This is a genomic window from Neobacillus sp. OS1-2, from assembly GCF_030915505.1.
Classification (GTDB): Bacteria; Bacillota; Bacilli; order Bacillales; family Cytobacillaceae; genus Neobacillus.
In genome coordinates this window covers 3,165,421-3,188,293 of sequence record NZ_CP133265.1, presented here as the reverse complement: position 1 = coordinate 3,188,293, position 22,873 = coordinate 3,165,421, and the positions used below count along the sequence as shown (strand labels likewise).

General features: G+C 39.4%; 24 protein-coding genes and 1 riboswitch. Of the genes, 11 read left to right on the top strand and 13 right to left on the bottom strand.

Annotated features, from left to right (window positions below; all coding sequences use genetic code 11):
* Nucleotides 1–81: 81 nt before the first annotated feature.
* The 3 genes from RCG19_RS15735 to RCG19_RS15725 form a co-directional block, all read right to left on the bottom strand.
* Nucleotides 82–1,584, bottom strand: coding sequence for a coproporphyrinogen III oxidase (locus RCG19_RS15735; protein WP_308107899.1), 1,503 nt, complete (start codon nucleotides 1,582–1,584; stop codon nucleotides 82–84).
* A 131-nt stretch (nucleotides 1,585–1,715) separates the two neighbouring features.
* Entirely contained in the window at nucleotides 1,716–2,585 is an 870-nt protein-coding gene (locus RCG19_RS15730) for a Cof-type HAD-IIB family hydrolase (protein ID WP_308107898.1), read from the bottom strand.
* Nucleotides 2,586–2,738: 153 nt separating this feature from the next.
* On the bottom strand, nucleotides 2,739–3,086 hold the full coding sequence (locus RCG19_RS15725; protein ID WP_166241675.1) for a YlbF/YmcA family competence regulator: 348 nt from the start codon (nucleotides 3,084–3,086) through the stop codon (nucleotides 2,739–2,741).
* A 150-nt stretch (nucleotides 3,087–3,236) separates the two neighbouring features.
* On the opposite strand from RCG19_RS15725, the gene RCG19_RS15720 reads away from it, so the two are divergent.
* The 9 genes from RCG19_RS15720 to RCG19_RS15675 all read left to right on the top strand — a co-directional run bounded on the left by RCG19_RS15720 (nucleotide 3,237) and on the right by RCG19_RS15675 (nucleotide 11,744).
* Entirely contained in the window at nucleotides 3,237–4,625 is a 1,389-nt protein-coding gene (locus tag RCG19_RS15720; RefSeq protein ID WP_308107897.1) for a YheC/YheD family endospore coat-associated protein, read from the top strand.
* A complete protein-coding gene (locus RCG19_RS15715; RefSeq protein WP_308107896.1) occupies nucleotides 4,622–5,725 on the top strand; it encodes a YheC/YheD family endospore coat-associated protein in 1,104 nt (367 codons plus the stop codon). The genes RCG19_RS15720 and RCG19_RS15715 overlap by 4 nt, the downstream gene beginning before the upstream one ends.
* A complete protein-coding gene (locus tag RCG19_RS15710) occupies nucleotides 5,703–7,067 on the top strand; it encodes a YheC/YheD family endospore coat-associated protein (RefSeq protein WP_308107895.1) in 1,365 nt (454 codons plus the stop codon). Before RCG19_RS15715 ends, RCG19_RS15710 begins: the two co-directional genes overlap by 23 nt.
* Entirely contained in the window at nucleotides 7,064–8,110 is a 1,047-nt protein-coding gene (locus RCG19_RS15705; protein ID WP_308107894.1) for a YheC/YheD family endospore coat-associated protein, read from the top strand. The genes RCG19_RS15710 and RCG19_RS15705 overlap by 4 nt, the downstream gene beginning before the upstream one ends.
* 79 nt (nucleotides 8,111–8,189) lie before the next feature.
* On the top strand, nucleotides 8,190–8,399 hold the full coding sequence (locus tag RCG19_RS15700; protein ID WP_166241682.1) for a YheE family protein: 210 nt from the start codon (nucleotides 8,190–8,192) through the stop codon (nucleotides 8,397–8,399).
* Between the two features lie 80 nt (nucleotides 8,400–8,479).
* On the top strand, nucleotides 8,480–8,671 hold the full coding sequence (locus RCG19_RS15695; RefSeq protein ID WP_308107893.1) for a hypothetical protein: 192 nt from the start codon (nucleotides 8,480–8,482) through the stop codon (nucleotides 8,669–8,671).
* A gap of 127 nt (nucleotides 8,672–8,798) precedes the next feature.
* Nucleotides 8,799–9,707: a PucR family transcriptional regulator gene (locus tag RCG19_RS15690; RefSeq protein WP_308107892.1), complete on the top strand. Its 909-nt coding sequence runs from the start codon at nucleotides 8,799–8,801 to the stop codon at nucleotides 9,705–9,707.
* Between the two features lie 107 nt (nucleotides 9,708–9,814).
* Nucleotides 9,815–10,927, top strand: a complete 1,113-nt coding sequence (locus tag RCG19_RS15685; protein ID WP_166241688.1) for an ABC transporter ATP-binding protein — start codon at nucleotides 9,815–9,817, stop codon at nucleotides 10,925–10,927.
* 613 nt (nucleotides 10,928–11,540) lie between these two features.
* On the top strand, nucleotides 11,541–11,744 hold the full coding sequence (locus RCG19_RS15675; protein ID WP_166241692.1) for an alpha/beta-type small acid-soluble spore protein: 204 nt from the start codon (nucleotides 11,541–11,543) through the stop codon (nucleotides 11,742–11,744).
* A 78-nt stretch (nucleotides 11,745–11,822) separates the two neighbouring features.
* Here RCG19_RS15675 and fumC read toward each other — a convergent pair whose 3' ends face one another.
* A complete protein-coding gene (gene fumC, locus RCG19_RS15670) occupies nucleotides 11,823–13,202 on the bottom strand; it encodes a class II fumarate hydratase (protein ID WP_308107890.1) in 1,380 nt (459 codons plus the stop codon).
* Between the two features lie 302 nt (nucleotides 13,203–13,504).
* Between fumC and RCG19_RS15665 the strand changes: the two genes are divergently transcribed.
* Nucleotides 13,505–14,125: an NAD(P)-dependent oxidoreductase gene (locus RCG19_RS15665; protein ID WP_308107889.1), complete on the top strand. Its 621-nt coding sequence runs from the start codon at nucleotides 13,505–13,507 to the stop codon at nucleotides 14,123–14,125.
* Nucleotides 14,126–14,202: 77 nt separating this feature from the next.
* Here the strand turns inward: RCG19_RS15665 and RCG19_RS15660 are convergent, their stop codons facing one another.
* The 3 genes from RCG19_RS15660 to sigY are packed head-to-tail and all read right to left on the bottom strand — an operon-like array spanning nucleotide 14,203 to nucleotide 15,294.
* Entirely contained in the window at nucleotides 14,203–14,439 is a 237-nt protein-coding gene (locus RCG19_RS15660; protein ID WP_308107888.1) for a sigma-Y antisigma factor component, read from the bottom strand.
* Complete coding sequence (locus RCG19_RS15655) at nucleotides 14,436–14,783, bottom strand: YxlC family protein (RefSeq protein ID WP_308107887.1); 348 nt, start codon at nucleotides 14,781–14,783, stop codon at nucleotides 14,436–14,438. The genes RCG19_RS15660 and RCG19_RS15655 overlap by 4 nt, the downstream gene beginning before the upstream one ends.
* Nucleotides 14,737–15,294, bottom strand: coding sequence for an RNA polymerase sigma factor SigY (gene sigY / locus RCG19_RS15650; protein ID WP_308107886.1), 558 nt, complete (start codon nucleotides 15,292–15,294; stop codon nucleotides 14,737–14,739). The genes RCG19_RS15655 and sigY overlap by 47 nt, the downstream gene beginning before the upstream one ends.
* Nucleotides 15,295–15,488: 194 nt before the next feature.
* Here sigY and RCG19_RS15645 point away from each other — a divergent pair, with 194 nt between their 5' ends.
* On the top strand, nucleotides 15,489–16,391 hold the full coding sequence (locus tag RCG19_RS15645) for a nuclease-related domain-containing protein (RefSeq protein WP_308107885.1): 903 nt from the start codon (nucleotides 15,489–15,491) through the stop codon (nucleotides 16,389–16,391).
* A gap of 287 nt (nucleotides 16,392–16,678) precedes the next feature.
* Here RCG19_RS15645 and RCG19_RS15640 read toward each other — a convergent pair whose 3' ends face one another.
* The 6 genes from RCG19_RS15640 to thiT form a co-directional block, all read right to left on the bottom strand.
* The gene (locus RCG19_RS15640; RefSeq protein ID WP_308107884.1) at nucleotides 16,679–18,736 is read right to left on the bottom strand and encodes a transglycosylase domain-containing protein; all 2,058 of its coding nucleotides are present in this window, start codon (nucleotides 18,734–18,736) and stop codon (nucleotides 16,679–16,681) included.
* Nucleotides 18,737–18,864: 128 nt separating this feature from the next.
* Nucleotides 18,865–19,320 (bottom strand): helix-turn-helix transcriptional regulator, encoded by a 456-nt coding sequence (locus RCG19_RS15635; protein WP_166241706.1) that lies wholly within the window; start codon nucleotides 19,318–19,320, stop codon nucleotides 18,865–18,867.
* Nucleotides 19,321–19,409: 89 nt separating this feature from the next.
* Nucleotides 19,410–19,586 carry a FeoB-associated Cys-rich membrane protein gene (locus RCG19_RS15630; RefSeq protein WP_308107883.1) on the bottom strand — a complete coding sequence of 59 codons (177 nt, stop codon included), beginning with the start codon at nucleotides 19,584–19,586 and terminating at the stop codon, nucleotides 19,410–19,412.
* A gap of 21 nt (nucleotides 19,587–19,607) precedes the next feature.
* Nucleotides 19,608–21,611 (bottom strand): ferrous iron transport protein B, encoded by a 2,004-nt coding sequence (gene feoB / locus RCG19_RS15625; RefSeq protein ID WP_308107882.1) that lies wholly within the window; start codon nucleotides 21,609–21,611, stop codon nucleotides 19,608–19,610.
* Nucleotides 21,611–21,835 carry a FeoA family protein gene (locus RCG19_RS15620; RefSeq protein WP_166241712.1) on the bottom strand — a complete coding sequence of 75 codons (225 nt, stop codon included), beginning with the start codon at nucleotides 21,833–21,835 and terminating at the stop codon, nucleotides 21,611–21,613. Before RCG19_RS15620 ends, feoB begins: the two co-directional genes overlap by 1 nt.
* Nucleotides 21,836–21,981: 146 nt before the next feature.
* Nucleotides 21,982–22,569, bottom strand: a complete 588-nt coding sequence (gene thiT / locus RCG19_RS15615) for an energy-coupled thiamine transporter ThiT (RefSeq protein ID WP_166241714.1) — start codon at nucleotides 22,567–22,569, stop codon at nucleotides 21,982–21,984.
* Nucleotides 22,570–22,686: 117 nt separating this feature from the next.
* A riboswitch (TPP riboswitch) is annotated at nucleotides 22,687–22,794 on the bottom strand.
* Nucleotides 22,795–22,873: the final 79 nt, after the last annotated feature.

The following is a 22,873-nucleotide window of genomic DNA, read 5'->3' as shown; positions in this document are numbered from 1 at the left end:
TGGGGCAATCCATATAAGTATTCGACATCGAGAATAATTAACCCTTTATTAAGAACAAATAAAATAAAAAAAGTCTCCCACTTATTTTAAGCAGGAGAATAACTCATCAAGGATTTTTATTTTATCATTTGTATAGGATTCAAAGCCGTCGTTATAGGATTTGGGATCCTTTGGATTGGAAAATTGAGTAATTTTTCCAGTAATTGGATCAATAAATTTGCTCGCCGCTCCACAGCCAAGTCCAATAATTGTTTGTTGCTCCTCCATGATCATGATATTATAGATACTTTCTTGATCAGGGAACGAGTAACCGACATTTTCAAGATTACCAAGTATGTTTTTTTGTCTGTATAAATAATATGGTACATAGCCGTGATCTTTCGTCCAATCCTGTGCAAGTTCCATCATACCTTCGACTTCTTCACGTTCAGCTACCTTATATTTCTCTTTATTCTTGGTCATTTCTGATGCACGCTTGAACGACAACGTATGGACTGTCAAAGACTCAGGCATTAGCTTTTCTGTTTCAGCTAAAGAATGGGTAAACTCTGAAATTCCCTCACCTGGCAACCCGATAATCAAGTCCATATTTATATTATTCATACCCATTTCCCGTGCTAAATGGTATTTTTCAATTGTTTCAGTAACGGTATGATGCCTGCCGATAGCCTTCAATGTTTCTTGTGTGTAGGATTGTGGATTAATACTGATCCGGTCAATATGCCACTTTTTCAAGATTTCTAATTTTTCAGGTGTAATCGTATCGGGCCGACCCGCTTCAACGGTAATTTCGCGGATATTTTCTACATCTGGAAACGACAAGTACATTTCCTCATAAAGCATATCCATTTCTTCTGCGGTGATACTCGTTGGCGTACCGCCGCCATAATAAACAGTAGTTATCCGCACTCCATTCTCCTTCAACCAGGCACCAATTTTCTTCATTTCATAATGGAGCCCGCCTAAGAATGAATCCACTGAGCCTTGCCTTCCGTTTATGGCATAGGCAGGAAAAGTGCAATAGGCACATTTTGTTGGACAAAAAGGAATCCCAATATAGATACTGACTTCTTTTTGCAGTGAGTACAGGTCAGGAACAACGGCAAGCTGGCGGTCAACGATTTGCTGCATCAGCTCGATTTTTTCGTTTGTGATTAAGTAATCATCCATTAATTGCTGATGAGCGAACTGTAACGGAACCCCTTCTCGGACTTTACGATGAAGTAATTTGGTGGGTCTGATTCCCGTCAATATCCCCCATTTTTGGGTAATACCTGTCCAATTCTGCAACACCGTTAAATAAACATGAGCAACGGCATTTTTTATTTGTTTAAATTTTTCCTTTTCAGAATCATCCAGTAAGAATTCCTTTTGGTAATCAGAAGCAATTACTTTTCCGCCCTTGTCTGTTAATTCTGCTGAAACTGAAATCTGTTTCAGGACTTGCAAATTAAATATTATTTGTACATCCGCCTCTTCAGCATTTGCCATAATAATCTTTGTTTCTTCAAAGAATAAATTAGCAATGAGCTGCAACGGTCGGCTGAATCTTTCATCCTCTAACCCTAGTATCGAAATTCTCAATTATATCACCTTTCAGTTTTAACTTTCTTAAGTGTACAGAATCAGAAAACTAAGGTCAATACAGTGGAAATCTTTCTCAAGCCATAAGTAAAAAGATATCAAAGGCAATTGCCCATGATATCACTTGGAAGTTATTTTCTTATGATTTTCATCCTTCTTAAAAACTCAATTGGCTGTTGCTTGCGAAAGTGTTCTTTTACCATATAGGCAACACCATGCTCATTTTCTGATCTTGTTACCCAGTCGGAAGCTCGCTTTACCTCAAAGTCGGCATTCCACATGGAAACCCCAAGACCTACAGCTTCAATCAAAGGAATGTCATCCATACCATCCCCGATATAGACCATTTCACTTTTTCGAATGCCAAGTTGGCTGCCCAGATAGGAAAGGCCGGCAAGCTTTGAGGCACCGGCAGGAACAATATCCAACCTTAAGGAATCAAGCTCTATTACATCAATTTCTGTAAACATGTTACCTAGTGCATTTTTAGCATCTTTTAAATCCCTTTTCTCTTCAAAATAAACCTCAATCTTCGGCGGTGTAACCGGCTGGTCATGTAAATATTCACTTAATGAAGAAACAAATTGTTGGGAATAGAAAACAGGATCTCCAGTAGTAAAGACAGTTTTTGCTAACAAATGATTGTGCAGCTTTATCTTATTGGCTAAGGAAAATTGTTCATGCACGAGGCGAATTTGGCACGGTAATGCCTCTAAAAAACGGACTGTATCATACGTAATATCCTCATTGATTCTTTCTACATAGACCGGTTTTGATTCTACCCCAGCAATATAGGCCCCTTGATGGGTAATCAGCGGTGCTTTTATTTTTAACGCCTTAGCCACCTTTTTAGCTGAAGGAAAGCTGCGTGATGTGACAAGCGTGACATAAATTCCTTTTTGCTGGACATAGTCAATGGCTTCCCTTGTAGACTTATGAATTTTTCCATTCGTTTGGAGAAGCGTCCCATCAATATTTAACGCAAGTAAGCGATAAATCATGTTGTTGCCCCCTGTTCTTGGTGAATTACCTTACTTTCACTTTTATGACTTTTCACTCATTTATAGAACAGGAAAGTCGGAAATGCCTATGGACGAAAAAAGCCCTCGGTACGAATACCGAGGGCTTTGCGAATGGACTAGTCTTTATGAAGTTTACATTGTTCCGTATAGATCTTCTAATGGCTTCATAATGACCTTGTTTAATTCACCAATAATCATACTCATTCGTTGTTCTGCTTCCATGAGATGTGAAATCTTTGGATTTTGCTGAACGAGGCCTACTGTTGCTTGTGCCTGTTGGACTTCTTGTTCAGAAATATCCTGTCCCATCATTTGTTTTTGCTGCAGATTCATTTGGATTTGACGGAACTGGTCAAACATTTGCTTTGCCTGTGGATCGGCATTGACTTCGTTATATGCCTGCTGAAGTTGTGTGTACTCAGCGCTTTGACGGATTGCTGTCTCTAAGGCATATGCCGAATCATATAAATTAACTGCCATTTTTGGTCACTCCCTCTAAAGTAAACAATTCTTCACAACTATAACAAACTATTCGATTAAATGCGAGAATGTTCAAATCACCATCATTATTGTTCACACATATAGTACTATATCAACGAATGCCCATTTATACGCAAATGAGGAGTGTTCATGTCCTATTCATTAACCCCAATAAGGGTAAAACTGATCCCTAAAACATGGACAAATGAAGCTACATGGCAAATTCAAATGTCCAACAAATTGTTGACCCATCTGCAATTAAACAAGAACCGGAAGTTGAATATCAAAATTGGGCAAAAAACAATTACCTCAGAAATACAAATAGCAGAAATAGCCATTAATGAGATTCATCTTCCTGATCATATGATAAAAGCATTGATGCTACCTATTCAATGCTATACATTTCAAGCAAACGTTTTTTCCAAAAGTCATACGCTTAAACTCGGACCTGTTATTGGTTTGCTAACCGATTTCAAAACGAATCAGATGGTGGAACCGTACTTTCGCACCATACATTTGTTTTGTGAAGAACTTCATCGCGGTATTTGCGAGTATGGCGGCTTCTTTTATGTATTTTCATTTGATCAATTCTCCGACTCAGGTTATTACCTAGAGGATGGCAAATGGGTTCCGGCAAATCTTCCCATGCCAGATGTTATTTACAACCGGATTCATTCCAGAAAACTTGAAAATTCCACCCTCTATAAGGAGTTTCGTCAAAAACTTGATGAACACATGATTCCATTTTTTAATGATCGGTTTCTTTCTAAATGGGAAGCGCACGAAAAGGTAAAAATAGAAAGTCAGCTATATTCCTATATTCCCGAGACAAAAATATGTTCAAAGGAACTATTCTATGATTTTGCCCAAAAATATGAAACTATTTTTCTTAAACCTATTCATGGCAGTCAAGGTCGAAATATTATCAAGGTAAAAGAAGAAGGGCATCAGCACTACACCTTGCAAACTTCATTGCCGGCCCTGACTAACCATTTAACTGAAAAATATTCCTTAGATGAAATATACCAACAAATAAAACCGCTGCTTCATCATCAAATCTACATTATCCAACAAGGGATAACCTTTATTAAACATCAATCAAGGACGATGGATTTTAGAGTTTTATGCCATAAAGATCAAAATAATCAATGGATTGTAACCTCAACAGTAGCAAGAATTGCAGCGGAAAAGGAATTTGTTTCAAATTTAGCAAAAGGCGGCACGATTACAAGACCCTTGAATGCCCTACGAACCTGTATGAGTGATAAGCAATCCATTGAGGTTCTTGCACTAATTAAAGAATTAGCCCTAGAAACAGCTGAGGTAATCAGCCGTCATTCAGAAGGGATAACGGGAGAACTTGGTATCGACATTGGTGTTGATCAAGAAGGAAAACCGTGGTTAATCGAGGTGAATTCTAAGCCATCGAAGAACTTCGAGGATGGTTTAGGAAAGATAAGGCCGTCCGCGAAAGCAATTATTCAATTTTGTTCGAAGCTTGCCCATGATTCGGCCCTAGAAAAGGAGGAACTAAATTGACTATCTTTGGAATTATGACATTAACTATGGAAAGTGAACTTTCATATATAAACGAGATGGCCGACCTTGCAGAATCGAACGGCCTCGAGGTTTTTCAATTTATTCCATCAGCGATCAATCCCCGCACTCTTCAAGTGAAGGGGCGAAAATTCGTCTCCGATACTAAACGCTGGATGGATGCGGAGTTACCTATTCCCACTATCATTTACGACCGCTGCTTCTACGGAGAGGATGAACATTCCAAACAATGCCTGCCAATCGTCTCTTGGTTAAAGAGCAGAAATGATATTACCTTTTTAGGTTACGGCCTGCCTAATAAACTCGATCTATACGATGCCATAAAAAACTCGCTCTTATCGTCCTATTTACCCAAATCACAATCCGTTTCTGATCCCACAGTCGTTTTATCTGAACTCTCGGCGATGAAAAAAATCATATTAAAACCGATTAACGGCTCACAAGGTTACGGAATTTATTACCTAAAGAAAAATGATAAAACCTATCATGTAAAAACGGAAAAACAAAAAAAGATTATTTCGCGGATTTTCCCAAATGAAACCAAGCTTATTCAATGGTTAAAATCATTATTGATGACTCGCAGCTACCTTTTACAACCGTACCTGGAACTGTCCAATAATGAGCAGCAGCCTTTTGATATCCGTACACTTCTTCAAAAAAATGAACATGGAGCTTGGGTAGAACGAGGCAAAGGAATTCGCACAGGCACCACAGGCGGTATCCTTTCAAACCTTAGTGCCGGTGGATCCGTCATCACGTTTTCAGAATGGCTTTCCTCCGTTACACCTGCGAAAGGCGAATATATCAGTCAAGAATTAGATTATATTCTTAGCAAGCTCCCTGTTATTCTCGAAAAGGAATTTTTGCCCTTATTTGAAATAGGTGTGGATATCGGTATCGCCAAAGATGGGTCTATATGGATTCTAGATCTCAATTCAAAACCAGGTAGAAAGGTTCTATTACAGACCCGGCCGGAGTTACAGAAAACCCTTTGCCAAGCACCACTTCTTTACGGAAAATACCTTTCTCAGAGTGAGCAAATTGAAAGGAAGACCAATTATGAGAAAACATTATCTCATTGAAGTTGTTCAAAACGATCAATTAATTGTCTTTTGCCCACCAACAGTCATTCAAGATAGGCAAATCAAAAGAATTGCCTTTGGCTCGAAATCAATGGAGGTGGAATTCCTCCCCCATCCCGATAAGGATGATCGAATTGTCATTAGCAGGAAAATTCAAGAGGCAATCCAGTTTCCTCATTTTAAAGTTCCACTTCATGCCTTTGTGGAAAATGAAATTCTCTATATAGGCCCGCTTGTTGGGATCTTCACTGCCGGATTTACCTCCTTTCCCCAGCAGCCCATGGGTGAAAGAACATTGTTTTTTTCAAAGTTGCTTTCTGTCAATAAAACAGTCGGAGCCCTGCCTTTTGTCTTTGGGGAGCAGCATATTAACTGGGAACAGGGAACCATTGAAGGATACTTCTTTCATAATGAGGGCTGGCAAATCGTCGAGGTTCCTTTACCAAATGTCATTTACGACCGACTCCCCAATCGGAAAAGTGAAGGAAATCCAAAATTAATCAAGGTAAGGGACCGATTGCAAAAAGAATATCTTATCCCGTGGTATAATCCGGGATTTTTCAATAAACTGGATATTTATGAACGACTGCAGCAGGATGCTGCGGTAACCAATTACCTCCCTGAAACCTACCCGTTTACTTCCTTTTCTGATATCGAAACCATGCTCTCAAAATACGGTCATGTTTACCTCAAACCCAAAAACGGCAGCCTAGGACTTGGGGTACATCAAGTGATTTATGACAAACATACCGACGATTATTATTGCCGCTACCAAGACAATCAAGGAGTAAACCGTTTGCGAAAATATTCTAGTTTGGAACGATTATTCCAATCCGTATTTGCCCATCAAACAGTAGAAACGATGCTGGTCCAACAAGGGATACATCTCCTCCGAAACGAACAGCGTGCAATTGATTTTCGCGTTCATACGAATAAAGACGATCAGGGTAAATGGCATGTAACCGCCATTGCAGCCAAAATTGCCGGTTCCGGCAGTGTGACGACACATGCGCGCAGCGGCGGAGATATTAAAACAATCAGTGAAATCTTCCCTGCTGAGAAATGCGAATTATATACGGAAAGGCTTTCGAATGCTGCGCTTCTGCTAAGTACTGCCCTTGATGCAAATGTTGAAGGGATTATTGGTGAGATTGGCTTTGATTTAGGAATTGACCGTAACGGGGATGTATGGCTTTTTGAGGCTAATTCTAAACCAGGCAGGTCAATTTTCAGCCATCCGGAATTGAAAGAATTTGATTACCTCACACGGAAATTATCGATTGCTTTTGCCGTATTTCTTACCGAACAATCCTTATTACATCCAGAGGTATTATTTAAATGATAACACATAACTTTTCACCTTTGATTGGCATTATGACATCGCAGAAAGCCGATGGCGGCATCGCAGGGAACGGCCTCCTTTTTACAGAATTGCAAAAAAAGCTTATTTCATTAAATGGAATAAGCTTTGTCTTTATTCCTGAGGCCGCTGGGGAAGAGTATATTATTGGTTATGTATATTCCCCAGAAGACAATCGGTGGCATAAGAAACGATTCCCCTATCCTGATCTTGTTTACAATCGGATTCCTTTTCGAAAATCAGAGCAGAACGACCAAAGTCAGAACTTTTTTTCAATCTTAAGAAAAAAAGATGTCCCCTTTTTCAACCCATGTTTTATCGATAAATATGAACTATTTCAATTGTTGAAAAGCCATGATCATCTTAAGCAATACTTGCCGCAAACAATCCTTGTCGACCATAAAAAGAAGTTGTTTTCTTTTTTTACCAAATATCAAGAAATTTACTTAAAGCCACGGCAATCTTCGAAAGGGAAAGGGATTTTTCGTTTAAGGAAAAAGGGTTCTTCTCGAATTGAATTAGAAGGAGTTAATAGGCAAGAAAGCTACAAATCGTTCCACCACTTTTGGGATCACTGGAACAAGTTGCTTCTTGAAAAAAACTACCTAGCGCAGGAGGAGATTAGATCTGCAGAGTATGAAGGAGCACGTTTTGACTTTCGAATCCTGGCACATGGAAACCACAATGATTACGTTTTAACAGGTGTCGGCATTAGGCAGTCACAAGAACAGGCGGTTACTACCCATATCCCTGCAGGCGGAAGACTTCTCCCCTATAAACTCCTGCAAACAAGCGAGCATGACCAGTTTTTTCAAACCATTGTCCCCCAAATTGGCAATGCCCTTTCAAAGCAGTTCGGTTATTTCGGTGAATTTTCAATCGACGCCGGCATAAGTAAAACAGGTCAATATTATATTTATGAAGTAAATTCAAAACCGATGAGCTTTGATGAATCGGAGATTGAAGAAGGGAAAATCGAGCAGCTTTGCCAATTATTCCTTCAGTTAACGGGTTTTCAGAAATGATCAAAAATTCCATTTAACTAATTCCTTAAAAAAGGTAAGCTATAAGTATGCCGCATATTATCGAAGGAGGACTAGACAAATGCTCATGCACTTCCAATTCAAGCCATTATTTGAAAACAAAAATATTCCAGGCTGGAATTTTTCCTTTTATCATAAAAAGCAAAGGTATACAGGGGTCTACCACCAAACGGGGAAAATTGAATGGACTGCAAATACACCTGAACAAGAAGATATCGAGGCATTAACAAGCCAAGTTCATGAATTAATGCTATTCCATGTTTATGAATAAATCTAAATAGCTCTGTACAGTGCATGAAAAATGCTCCTTTCCGTAAACTAAGTTTGAAAATTAGGAAAGGGTGGTTCGTCATGGAAAAAGGAAAAGATAAGCTAACAAATGAAGGTTCTACTTACGAAGGCCGAGATATGGTCTATTTGGATATTGACCGGATGATCAATGAGGGAATGTCTGGCGGCTCCGTCCATGCCCGTCATGATACCACAAATATTGAAGAAGCTCGCGATCTTATTCAGGAACAACCGCCATATGAGTGTGATTAATATTTATTGCCATTACAAGAGGCTGTCCCCTATTAATTAGGCCCAGCCTCTTTTATTTTTACCCCTTTACTCACAATTGCTATAATAGAACCTATATTGAAAAAATTTGATAATGGGGAATTGAACCTTGCTGAAAAAATTAGTAGCTCTATATAAAAATTCTATCCTGTTTTCCACTCGCCCGATTCAACCATCTGAACAATTTTATTACTTCCATAGTGAGGCCGAGAATGAATGGATTGGCATTCCTAAAACGGATGTAAGTGAAAAAGAATTACGGCTGCTTACAGCCCTTTACAGATTAGAGGCATTACAGGTACCCAAAGCCTCCACCATGGAAAAAGCCTGGTATGACTTTTTATTTATACATGCCCCTGTCCCATTAACACATAGCGAAACATTTATACGATTGATTCAGTTCGATATAAACGGTAATGATGTTAATCAAGGGGAAATCGAATCTGCCCTAAAAGGATTTTTCACAGAAGATGTCATTATTATTTGGGAGAATGGCAGACGGGGAATAGTTATTGAGGAGAAAAAGCATATTTCACTTACTGAGGAAGAATTCATTTTAATGTCAGAAACATTGGCAAGTGACTTTTATGTAAAAATATCCTTTTTTATTGGAAAGATTAATCTCCTTTCAGAACAGCTTCGCTCAAAATTTCTATTAGAAAAGGAATATTTTTCTTTCGCTATGACAAAACTTAGCAATCCGAGTATTTTTAACTTCGAACGGGTGTTCCCTGCCTATCTGGCACATTTCTTGCCAAATGAATTGAACACAAGGGGGAGCCAAGAGATCGTTTGGGTATTTCATGATGATCCTGAACTGTTTACGACAATCAAGGTGTTTCTGGAAAATAATTTAAATGCCAGTATGACGGCGAAAAAATTGTATATTCACCGCAACACACTCCAATATCGACTTGATAAATTTACTGAAAAAACCGGAATCGGATTAAAGGACTTTTATGGTGCTTTTACCGTTTTCTTCGCCTGCCTGCTTTTTGAAAATCAACTCGCTGAATGACAATGTGCCCAAAAAAGCGTTTTCATTCTTTGTGCAACCTGTCTATATGGATTTCATGCCTTTCCCTGTAAACTAATGGTACAAGATAAAACAGGGAGGCATTTAAAATGGCAGAGTTAAAATTAGATCATATTTTTAAAATTTACGATAATAAGGTAACGGCAGTCCAGGATTTTAATTTGCATATTGAAGATAAAGAATTTATCGTGTTTGTTGGCCCATCTGGCTGCGGTAAATCTACAACACTTCGGATGATTGCAGGTCTTGAAGATATTTCAAAGGGCGATTTCTACATTGATGGAAAAAGAGTCAATGATGTAGCGCCAAAAGATCGTGATATTGCGATGGTTTTCCAAAACTACGCTCTTTATCCACATATGACAGTTTATGATAATATGGCATTCGGATTAAAGCTTCGTAAATTTCAAAAAAGTGAAATTGACCGCCGCGTGCAAGAAGCAGCTAAGATTCTAGGCTTAGAAGCATACTTAACTCGTAAACCAAAAGCACTTTCAGGCGGTCAGCGCCAGCGTGTTGCCTTAGGTCGTGCGATTGTCCGTGATGCAAAAGTCTTCTTAATGGATGAGCCATTATCAAACCTTGATGCGAAGCTTCGTGTAGCGATGCGTGCAGAAATTGCTAAGCTTCACCGCCGCCTAGATACAACGACAATCTATGTAACACATGACCAGACAGAAGCGATGACAATGGCGACAAGATTGGTTGTTATGAAGGACGGGGTTATTCAACAAGTTGGTTCACCAAAAGAAGTATATGAAAAACCAGAAAATGTATTTGTTGGCGGCTTCATTGGGTCTCCAGCAATGAACTTCTTCCATGGTAAATTAGAAGATGGGAAATTCGTCATTGAAAATGTCTCGATTGCGGTTCCAGAAGGTAAAATGAAATTCCTTCGTGAACAAGGTTATGTTGGAAAACCCATTATCCTTGGGGTGCGCCCGGAAGACATTCATGATGAGCCTGTATTCATTGAAGCCTCTACAGGTACTAAGATCAAAGCCAATGTTGATGTTGCTGAATTAACAGGTGCAGAATTAATGGTCTATTCTAGTATTGGAGGACAAGACTTCGTTGCACGCCTAGATTCACGTGCAGATGTCCATCCTGGCGATGTTGTAGACCTTGCGTTCGACTTAAATAAGGCTCATTTCTTTGATGCCGATACAGAATCCAGAATTCGTACCCTTACTGATAAATAATTCATATTGTGTGATGTGATGATCCCCGTTAAGCTGTTAACGGGGATTATTCTTTTATAAAAACGACTTCATCCGATTGGCAAGTAGGACACCTGTATATATGAGGACATTTTTCTCCTGAATTCGTATCCGGATACCCATCCTCCATTTTCATTAAATTAATCTCCATATATGGACTATAATCATCGTAATAATCCATAAGCCTGCCGCTTTCCATCATAGGTTTCCCGCAATTTGTACACAATAAGTAGAGTTCCCTTAAACCATTACAGACCGGGCATATCGCCATTCATTTCACCCTTTGAATTATTTGATAATCTTAGTTTATGTTAATATACTCGCCCTATGTAACGGAATAAATTACCAAGTAGAATTTCGAATAGATCTTTAAGAATGATTCATAATAAAGATTACAAAGCAACAACAAAGCAGTAACAAAGCAACCATTACACCGATGGATGAAGCCAACCAACAAGGGCCTTAACCGGTGCAACTCCGGAGCATCCAACCAATTTACTAAAAGGAACATAATAATATGGGTTAGGCCTAGGAGGCACTAATATGGTTCAATTCCATACTGACCCCAAACTTATTAAGAGGAGTGTTATTCAACATGGCTAGTAACAACAACTCTAATCAACTTTTAGTACCAGGCGTCGAGCAAGCACTTAATCAAATGAAGTACGAAATTGCTACAGAATTTGGCGTTAACCTTGGTGCGGATACTACTTCACGTGCTAACGGTTCTGTCGGTGGAGAAATTACCAAGCGTCTTGTACAAATGGCTGAATCTCAACTTGGCGGATTCCAACGCTAATTGTAAGCAAAAACACTTATAACAAATAAATATTTTGGCTGAGCCCCCTCCTTCATCGGAGGGGGCTTTCATTGTCATTTATATCATTTTTTCAGGCTTCAACCATTCTGCAAATTGTTCTGCTGTAACATATCCCGTTTTAAGGGCGGCATCTTTCAACGTGGTATTTTCCTTAAAAGCAAGCTTGGCAATTTCAGCAGCTTTTTCGTAGCCAATATGTGGGTTTAATGCCGTTACTAACATTAACGACCGCTCCACGTGATCCTTTATGATTTCCACATTTGCTTCCAGACCGATTGCACAATTTTGATTAAAGGACTGCATTCCGTCGGTAAGAAGCCTAATCGATTGGATCAAGTTATAAATAATAACCGGTTTAAACACATTCAGCTCAAAATTCCCTTGACTGGCGGCAAAACCAATGGTGGCGTCATTGCCAAACACTTGGCACGCAATCATGGTTAATGCCTCGCTTTGTGTTGGATTGACTTTTCCCGGCATGATCGAGCTGCCCGGTTCATTAGCAGGAATAGTCAATTCGCCAATTCCACTCCTTGGCCCGCTTGCAAGCCAGCGGACATCATTAGCCATTTTCATCAGATCTGCGGCTAAGGCTTTTAGTGCTCCATGAACATAAACAATTTCATCATGACTAGTCAATGCATGAAATTTGTTTTCCGAAGTGCGAAAAGGGTAACCCGTAAGTGAGGCAATCTGCTCAGCTGTTTTTTTGCCAAACTGCGGATCGGCATTAATTCCTGTCCCTACCGCCGTCCCGCCAATAGCTAAATCAAGGAGATAGGTACTTGCTTCCTTGATCATTCTTTCGTCTTTTTCAAGCATGGCCCTCCAGCCGCTAATCTCCTGCCCAAGCGTCAATGGTGTGGCATCCTGTAAATGCGTACGGCCAATTTTTACAATCGTTGAGAAAGCTTTTTCTTTTTCAAGAAGTGTGTTTTTTAGTTGCTGTAAAGCTGGAATTAGTGTTTCAGTTATTTTTATATAGCCCGCAATATGCATGGCCGTTGGAAATGTATCATTTGAGCTTTGCGACATATTGACATCATCATTTGGATGTATTTTTTCTGTACTCTTCTGCTCGTTCAGTAAATGATTGGCTCGATTGGCGATTACCTCGTTGACGTTCATATTTGTTTGGGTACCGCTCCCTGTCTGCCAGACAATCAATGGGAAATGTTCATCAAAGTCGCCATGATGAATATCATCACAAATTTTATGAATCGTCTTCATTTTTGCTTCGCTCAGCTTTCCTAATTGAAAATTTACCGTTGCGGCTGCCTTTTTAATAAAGGTCAAACCATAAATGAGCTCCAAAGGCATTTTTTCGGTACCGATCTTAAAATTTTGCTTGCTCCGCTGTGTTTGTGCTCCCCAATATTTATCCGCAGGAACACGGACCATACCAAGCGTATCTTTTTCTATTCGATCATTCTCCACGTAAATTCCACCTCACTCTTTTCTACTCCTTCCATATATATACCCAATCATCTCCTTTTTATAATAATATAGGAAAGTTTCCGGATAAAAAAAACTGCAGACATTTTGTCTGCAGCCTATGCTTTGAAAAGGGTATATCCGATATAATAAGAAAGGATTAAAAAACTACCGATGCCTAAGACAACTGAATACTCTGACATATACATCCCACCCTTAGAATTAATGTAAGTTTAAAATATCATAAGGGGCAGGATGAAAGAGTGATAAAAATAACACTTTAGTGACGAAGGAGTGAATTTTTTGTGAACATTTGCCTTTTGGGTGCAACAGGAAGAGTGGGTTCGGTTATTCTTGAGAATGCCTTAGCACACCATCTTTCTATCAAAGCCGTTGTAAGGGATCTAACTAAATATACCATTGAAGCCCAAGGGCTCACCGTAATCGAAGGAAACGTTCTAGATCAAGCAGTTCTGGCCGATTCAATTTATGGTTCAGATGCAGTCATCAGCGCACTAAATACGGATGGAAGTTCAACACTTTCTGATTCCATTCCTATTATTACCAAGTATATGAAGGAAAGCGGAATCAGGCGGATTATTACCATTGGAACAGCGGGAATCCTTCAGGCTCGATCTGCTCCACATTTATACCGTTTTCAATCGGCAGAATCAAAGCGGAAAAGCACGAAGGATGCCGAGGAACATTTAAAAGCCTATTTGTTATTAAAGGAGTCCGGCCTTGATTGGACAGTCGTTTGTCCCACATATTTGCCTGTCGGTGAAAGAATGGGCAACTATCGATACGAAAAAGACGTTTTACCGGAAAATCCTTCGTCGATCTCGATATTTGATACCGGTGACTTCGCATTTCAACAGCTGTTTAGCGACGAATTTATTGGCTCGCGAGTCGGCCTTACCTATTAGAAGCACTTAGAGCCTTAGAGCCGACTCATGTTGAAGGCAGTCGGCTCTAACCTAATGGCTGCTTACCCGAATGGGGTTCATTCGTCCCCATCATTATCGTTTGAATCCCCCATTTTTCGATCGTTTTTTTGAAATATTTTTCTGACAAAAATCAAGTAAAATAGGGTTGGCATTGGTGCCTGAATTAGACCAACAATTCCCCAGAGCCAATAATTATGGTTGCGTTTCCTGGCATCAATAAATAAATAGATGCTTTGCGTTAATAAAATCAGGACAACTCCGATTACGGTGATTAATGAAAGATCCTTATTCATATATGATTCGCCTTCTTTACAAGCTGAACACTGCTGTATACTACGATGAAGACGATGGTGATAATTTGCACAGAGATAAAAATAACTGGCATTTGATAAAGGGATATGATTATCCCACTTAAAATGATAAGTGAGATAATAGAGAAAATTGACATGTCTCTGATGAATCTTTTCTTTTTATTCTGCTGTTCCTGTATTACAAATTGTTCAAACCATTGTAAATTTGGCGTATAGACGGGGAACTGATCGATTTTTTGTAATCCCCCTTGCAGCTCGGCAATCGTATCTATGTCTTGTTTATTTTGTTGTTCGCTGTTCAGTTTGATGACTTTCTGATTCTTCACCCAGCTTCAGCTCCCTTCTGACTGACTTTATTCCATTATGAACCCGTGATTTTACTGTTCCTGGAGAAATATTCATCCATTCTCCAATTTCTTCATAGGAATAACCATAGTAATGCTTCAAAATGATAGGTACCCTAACATCCTCTGGCAATTTCCCAAGTGCCTCCATGGCATCATTCCACTCTTCATTTCTGCTTTCAAAATGCCATTTCAACTTACGGTATACTTCCTCTTGATCTTGCCAACTTTTCTCTCGTTTTATTTTTCGGCATTGGTCAATGTATGTATTGGTTGCGATTGAAACCAGCCATGTACTAAATTTGCTTTGACCATTATAAAGGTGAATCTTTTGCACACATTTCGCCATTGTTTCCTGTGCTATTTCTTCTGCTGTATCAGGATTCATTGTAATTTTCATTAAATATTTTACAAGGAAAGGATAATTTTCTTTAAACAACGTGGCAAAAGCAAGATGATCCCCTTTTTTTGCATTTTTAATCAATGCATCCATTCGGCAATAGCCCTCTCTTTCCCCATCATCCTTGCTAAACTCTCTACATTTGTTAGACGTATGAAACAGGAATTTGTTCATTACTAGCTTTTCGTTTTTTTGGAAAAATGTCAATAATTGTCCATATAAATTTTTAGTCTACGTCTATTTATTCTATAAAATAAAATTGAAGTTTATGTGAAGGGATGTGCTTTATGGCATATAAGCCACGATTACCACGGGAAGAAATGATTATATTATGCAGCTTACACGCTCGCTGGAATCTGTCCGATGATGAAAAGAGAAACTATTTAAATTTGAAAAAAGGCTTTGAAGGAGAGGTGCAATTTGATTCTTTAACAGAAAAATTGGCAAGTGAATGTTTGATTGTAAACGATTTGCTGCTTGAGGTAAACAAAACGAAGTTCCAAATTGACACATTGCTTGTTCAAGATAAACTTTACCTGTTTGATGTTAAGAATTTAGAAAGCGATTATTGTTTTGAAAACGGTGAGTTCTACTACAAGACTGGAAGACTTACCAATAATCCTCTAACACAATTAAGACGATGTGAAAATCTGTTCCGTCAATTGCTCCAAAAACACGGTTATCACCTACCTGTTGAACCGCGATTAGTCTTTATCAACCCCGAGTTTACTCTCTACCAAGCACCAAAAAATGAGCCACTCACACTTCCTACTCAGGTTTCTGCCCTAATGAGAAAATTAAATTCCTGGCCAGGGAAGATTAATGAAAAACACAGAAAGCTTGCGGACCTTTTGGTTTCCCTGCATCAAGTTGAATCTCCATATACGCGTGTGCCCCATTATGACTATGAAGAACAGCAGAAAGGGATCATTTGCATTTCGTGCCAATCGTTTGCGCTTACTGTTAATGGAAGGAAGCTTATTTGTGATGATTGCGGCTGTGAAGAGGGTATTGATGCAGCGGTACTAAGAAGTGTGAAGGAACTTAAGCTTTTATTTCCAGTGCAGAAGATTACTACGAATGTGGTTTATGAGTGGTGCGGGGGGATTGGGTCAAAGAAAATGTTTAAGAGGATTCTAAGTAATAATCTGAAGTCAGTTGGGTATGGACAATGGACATGCTATGAGTGAATGATTATTTCAGTAGATTTATTTTAATATAATGGTTCACGTATCTTTAATAATTGGGTATCCAATAAATTATTGGATACCTTTTTTCTATTTTCTCGATAGCGCGGGTTCCAATGGCCTCTATTGGATACCTTTCTCTTGCTCTCTTGGGCGGCGAGGGCTCCAATGGTCTCTATTGGATACCTTTCTCTTGCTTTCTTGGGCGGCGAGGGCTCCAATGGTCTCTATTAGATACCTTACTCTCGCTTTCTTCAAGGGCGAGGGCTCCAATATCCCAATTGAAATTGTTAATGCCCATGCCCCTTCCCTTTATCCTTGGCCTTACCCTTTCCTTTCCCCTTGTCCTTCCACTTCTCTTTCTGTTTGTTCCATTTTTCTTCCCATTTTTGTAGTTCGTTGTTAAATTTCTCCCCAATATTACTCTTTTCTTCTTCTTTTTTCCGTTGTTCAATTAATGATGCAATATGTGGTACCTTAAAGCTTTCGTTAGGTGAATTCTCCAAAGCCTCCTTCATGACTTCGCGGAAAATAACCGATGACCCTGTTCCGCTAGTGGGTGTTATATAATGATCGGCATCTGTTTTATCATAGCCAACCCAAAAAGCTCCCACTAACTGCGGTGTATAACCGACAAACCATTGATCCTTCAAACCGTTAATTCCTTTAATAGGAACCTGAGTAGAGCCGGTTTTCCCTGCCGTTTCCCTCCCAGGTATTTGCGCCGGTTCTCCTGTCCCTTGCTCGACAACACCAAGCAGCATCGTTGTCATGTTGTCAGTTACAGCCTTGGTCGTTACTCTCTCCTTTTCAACCTTCCATTCCGCTACAACCTTACCTCCTGAATCAACAATTTTTTGAATAACATGCGCTTTCACTCTAACACCATTATTCGGAAAAACAGAGAAGGCCTCAGCCATATCCAACGGTGAAACACCTTTATGTAGCCCGCCAAGAGCCATGGATAAATTATGATCCTCTTTATCCAAAGTAATACCAAACCGTTTAACAGAATCCAACCCTTTTTCAATTCCCAGCTCATTTAGCAGCCAAACAGCGGAAACATTTTTCGATTCCTTAACCGCCTCATACATTGGTACTTCGCCTGCATATTGATGATCGTAGTTACTAGGTTGATAATTCCCAAACTTCATTTCCTCATCTTTTAACATATCTGTTATTTTCCAGCCGTCTTCAAGTGCAGGAGCATAAACTGCCAAAGGCTTAAAGGAAGATCCCGGCTGTGCCTTTAATTGGGAGGCTCGATTATAACCCCTAAAGGTATGTTCGCCCCTGCCGCCCACAAGCGCCCTAACCCCGCCCGTTTTGGGATCTACTAAAATACCGCCACTTTGCATAAGAGGATCTTTTCCATTTGGAAATAAGGTATCATTCGAATAAGTATTCTCGATTGCCGTTTGCATCAGTGGATCAAGCTCTGTATAAATTTGATAGCCGCCTGTCAATAATTCGTCTTGGGTAAACCCGTATTCTCGGATAGCTTCATCTAATACTTGATCGACATAGTAAGGAAATTTTCCGCGAAACGGATCACCGCCCTTATCATTTAAGACGACTTTATCCTGTTTCGCCTTTTCATATTGCTCAGCGGAAATAAAGCCTTGCTCTTTCATTTGTGCTAACACAAGATTGCGTCGTTCCGTGGCTTTTTCCATATGTTCGTAAGGATTTAGTGCAGATGGCGCCTTTATCAGTCCTGCTAGCATGGCAGATTCGCTTATGGATAGATCGTTAACCTCTTTTGCAAAGTATTTGCCAGCGGCTTGTTTAATACCATATGCACCATTTCCAAAATAAATTTGGTTTAAATACATTTGTAGGATTTCTTGCTTCGTGTATTCTCGTTCTACCGCGATTGCTAAAAATACTTCCTGAAGTTTCCTCTTTACTGTCTTTTCAGAAGTGAGGATTGTATTTTTCGTCAATTGCTGTGTGATGGTACTACCGCCCTCAACCATTCCTCCTGCCTTAAGGTCATGGAACAATGCTCTAGAAGTACCAATCAAATCCACCCCATTATGCCGGTAAAAACGGTGATCCTCAATGGCAACGATCGCATTTTTCATAGAATCGGGAACTTCTTTAATTGGCACCCCTTCGTTTTTATTGGCAGACACCTTACTGGCCACATTCCCACCGACATCATAAAAAACAGTGGGTTGTGGAAGCTCATTTTTCAACTCTGAAATATCTGCATCCTTTGAAAAATAATAGAGAAGGCCAAAAAAGCTTAGAACCATCATTAACATAACTAGCACAATTATTTGGAGCAAATGCCATTTTTTCCAGTTCTTAAAAATGTCACTTACCTTATCTTTAAATACCAATTCGATGACATCCTTTATCTGTAATCTCTATAACAGGTATACTTTTCGATACTCGACTGTTTTTTATGTCGGTTTGGCTATGAAAAAAAGATGAGCGAGAGGTGCCCATCTTTTCCAAGTCTTCATTATTATTCGCTCTTTGTTAGTTCTTTATAGCGCTGTTTTGAAAGCTTTTCATCAAAACTGCTAAAGATCCGGTAGTTTCTTGCATCCAAAATCCGAAAATGTTTACTTAAAATATTTTGCTGGAGAATGAAACCATTCTTCTGGGTTAGTATTTTCCACCAAACTCGGCCACCCAACGTTTTGGTCTTACGAAGATCTATTCCATTAAGGGCCACCGTTTCTAATACCTCAAGGGGCTCGTTCCCAAATAAAAATTGGACCGTTTCCGTTTCGCGAAAAAGTGCACAAATCGATACAACAGTGGACCAGTTAGCAAGAACTCTTCCTTTTTCAATTTGTACGAGTGTTTTCTTCGATACACCAATTATATCCGCCATTTTATCCTGTGTGTATCCTGCTTCTGTTCGTATTAGACGAAGCTTTTCAGAAACTTGCATGATAATTTCTTCCCTGGTCACTATAAGCCCTTCCTTCAAATGCATCTAGTGTAATTTTACACAAGATTTTACGATCATTCAAATTTTATGATAAAAAAACTGCTATCCTTTTAAGATAGCAGATTTAAATTAATTATTTCACTTCCGGGGAGGCCGCACTGGCTGGAACAAGAATTTTTCAAATCACATGCCGCACATTTTCCCTTTTTCGATTTATTGATAAACTTTACTAATGCATAGGCCGCATATCCAAAAATCGCAACACCGATGACCACACTGGCTATCATTTGCTCCACCTCTTTTTAAAATTAAACCAACCCAAACAGTTTTCCGCCTTGGTAAATAATCAAAGACAAAATATAGGCAATCACGAAGGCATAGGTCATTGAAAAAGCCGTCCACTTCTTTGATCCAGTTTCTTTATAAATGGTTGCTACAGTTGCTAAACACGGGATATATAAAAGGATAAATACCATAAAACTATAGGCAGCAAGCGGAGTATAATAATCAGCCAATAATCCCTGCAAGCTAGCATCGTTCGGTACGAAATAAATAATATTCATGGTAGAAATAATCGCTTCTTTAGCCAAGAAACCTGTAATTAATGAAGCAGATGCCTGCCAGGTTCCAAAACCAATTGGGTCAAAAATAGGGGCAATCACATTTCCAATCACCGCTAAATAACTATCATCCATATCTACTTTTAATCCATGCGGGCCCGCGTAGGACAACAGCCAGATAAAGACAGAACCAGCAAAAATAAACGTACCTGCCTTCCTTACGAACCCTTTCCCCTTGTCCCAAGTACTTTTCCACAAGGACTGGAACTGTGGAAGCCGGTATGGAGGCAGTTCGATGACAAATAAGGATGTTTCTGATTTTAATAAAGTAGTAGAAAAGATTTTTGCTAGAATTAAAGCGACAACAATCCCAAGAACATACAGGCTTAATACCACGAATGCTTTATGGCCTGCAAAAAAGGCTCCTACAAATATGGCATAAACGGGCAAGCGGGCGGAACATGACATTAATGGCGTCAGCAGTATGGTCAACAATCGTTCACGTGGGGTTTCAATCGTTCTTGCCGCCATAATACCAGGTACATTACAGCCAAAACCAATCATCATCGGAATAAACGCCTTTCCATTTAACCCCACCGATTCCATAATTCGATCCATGACCAAAGCGACACGTGCCATATACCCTGAATCCTCTAGTAATGAAATAAAGAAGAACAGAATAAAGATTTGCGGTACAAACACTAAAACCCCGCCGACCCCTGCAACTAATCCTTCAATAATCAAAGCGTGAATAAATTGAGATGCGTGGATAGCTGATAAAACACTTTCAAATCCGGCGGTTACGGGTCCTGTTAAAAAGCCATCTAAAATATCTGATAACGGTGTACCAAGCCAATCAAATGTCAGCATGAACATCAGATACATAAGCAGCAAAAATATCGGCATCCCCAGAAACCGATTTGTCACAATGGTATCAATCTTTTCTGATAATGGGATGGTCGAATCACTTTTTCTTGCGACTTCTGCGACTATTTTTTCAATGACTTCTTTCCTTTTTAAATAAATAATATTTGATAATGATTTACCCGCAGCTTGTTTCTGCAACTTCGCTTCCAGGTTGGCCATTATCGTGTTTACCCGTTGTTTGTCTGCAATCCCATTTACATAGTTTATTACATATTCATTTCCTTCAAAATATTGAATTGCAAGAAAGCGCAGTGAGCGATTCGTTTTACCGCTTAACTCACCTGCCAGGGAAGTAATCGCCTCTTCTACCTCTATGCCATAATAAACAAGATTCTTGTTGGCTGGCTCGATTGATTTTGTGGAAATGACATCCACTAACTTGTCGCAGCCTTTTCCGCTCCTTGCCACGACTGGGACAACAGGAACACCAAGAACTTTTGAGAGTTTGGAAGAATCGATGTGAATCCCACGTTTATTGGCTACATCAATCATATTAAGGCCAATCAGAGCCGGCTTCTCAAACTCCAGCAATTGCAGGGTCAAATGTAAATTCCGTTCTAATTGTGATGCATCTAAAATATTGAGCAACCGATCAACCGACTCATTCAAAAAGAAAGAGGTAACAACACCCTCATCCTTTGAAAGCGGATTTAGAGTATAGACACCGGGTAAATCAATTAATTGGCCAATATTATTTTTGAATACGCCAACTTTCTTTTCAACTGTTACACCGCTCCAGTTACCAACATATTCATAGGAACCTGTAAGATTATTAAACAATGATGTTTTTCCAGTATTGGGGTTACCAATAAGAGCGATTTCCATTATATTCTCTCCACTTCAATCTGAACTGCCTCTTTACGGCGAATGCCGACGCATTGTCCACACGATTCAATCATAATCGGGCCGCCAAAGGGCATGACACACTTCACGCACACTTCTGAGCCTTCCGTAATACCTAAGTCAAGCAAGCGTCTTTGAACTAGGCGACCAACATGTGAAATATCTATGATTTTCCCCTTATCTCCTGCTTTTAAAGAACCGAACATGTATATCACCCTACCCTAGGTTTAATTGAGAATGATTATCTTTCTATATTGACATTTTAACATTATTTTTAGAAAAAAAGGAGAGCAATATTGTGACAAAAGTTTGAAAAAAAGAGAAAGCGGTTCGCTTCCCTTTTCAATCTCTCTTAATGACCTTGTAAAAAAGTTTTCTTTGGCATCGCGCTTATAACAAGAATGATAATAATGGCACTAATAATAAAGCTTGGGAGCATATATGTTCCATTATAAAGCAAGGAGTAGATCACTACTGGCTGACCCTTTGGTGCATATTCGCCGAAAAAGACTGCCCCGGCAATAACATGACATAAATAACGCAGCAAACTTCCGATAAAGGCTCCCAAAACAACATAGGAAATCCATTTACCTTTATCACCATTATGAAGAGATTTCCTAATCTGCCCCGCAAAGATACCGGCTAAACCTACCACCGTAAAAGCAATAAAGTAATCAAGTAAACCCTGTACAACGAAATAAATTTTGCCGAACCCCAGGACAACCTGTAACACCCCAAGTAAAAATCCCGTTAAGAGACCACCTTTTATGCCCCAGCGGTACGCCATTAGAAATATTGGAACCATGGCAATCGAAACCGAACCACCCTGTGGCCAAATTTTTAGCGAAAGTAATTCTGCCGCCATGTCCAATAAGAAGGCAAGTGCTGAAAAAACAGCTACCTCCGTAATAAAAAGAGTGTTACTCTTCTTTTTGTTCATTCTTCCTTCCCCCTATTCAATTAAATTCATTTGATTTCTCCCAAAACCAATAAGGTGCCAAAAAAAATACAATAAAAAAAGCAATGCAAGACGAAAAGGATTGTCTGCATTGCTTTAATATCCGGCAAACCACATCCCTACGCTAGTGTTAACTAACAGGTTCATAGGGTCAGAACTCTTACGTTCACTCTCAGCCGCCATTAGGCAGCCCCCCCTGTGGAAGTATTCAATTGATCCATAAAAAAAATATACTATTGTTTAAAGTTTTTTACAAGGAAATTATTAATCTTCCATATTAAAAGGG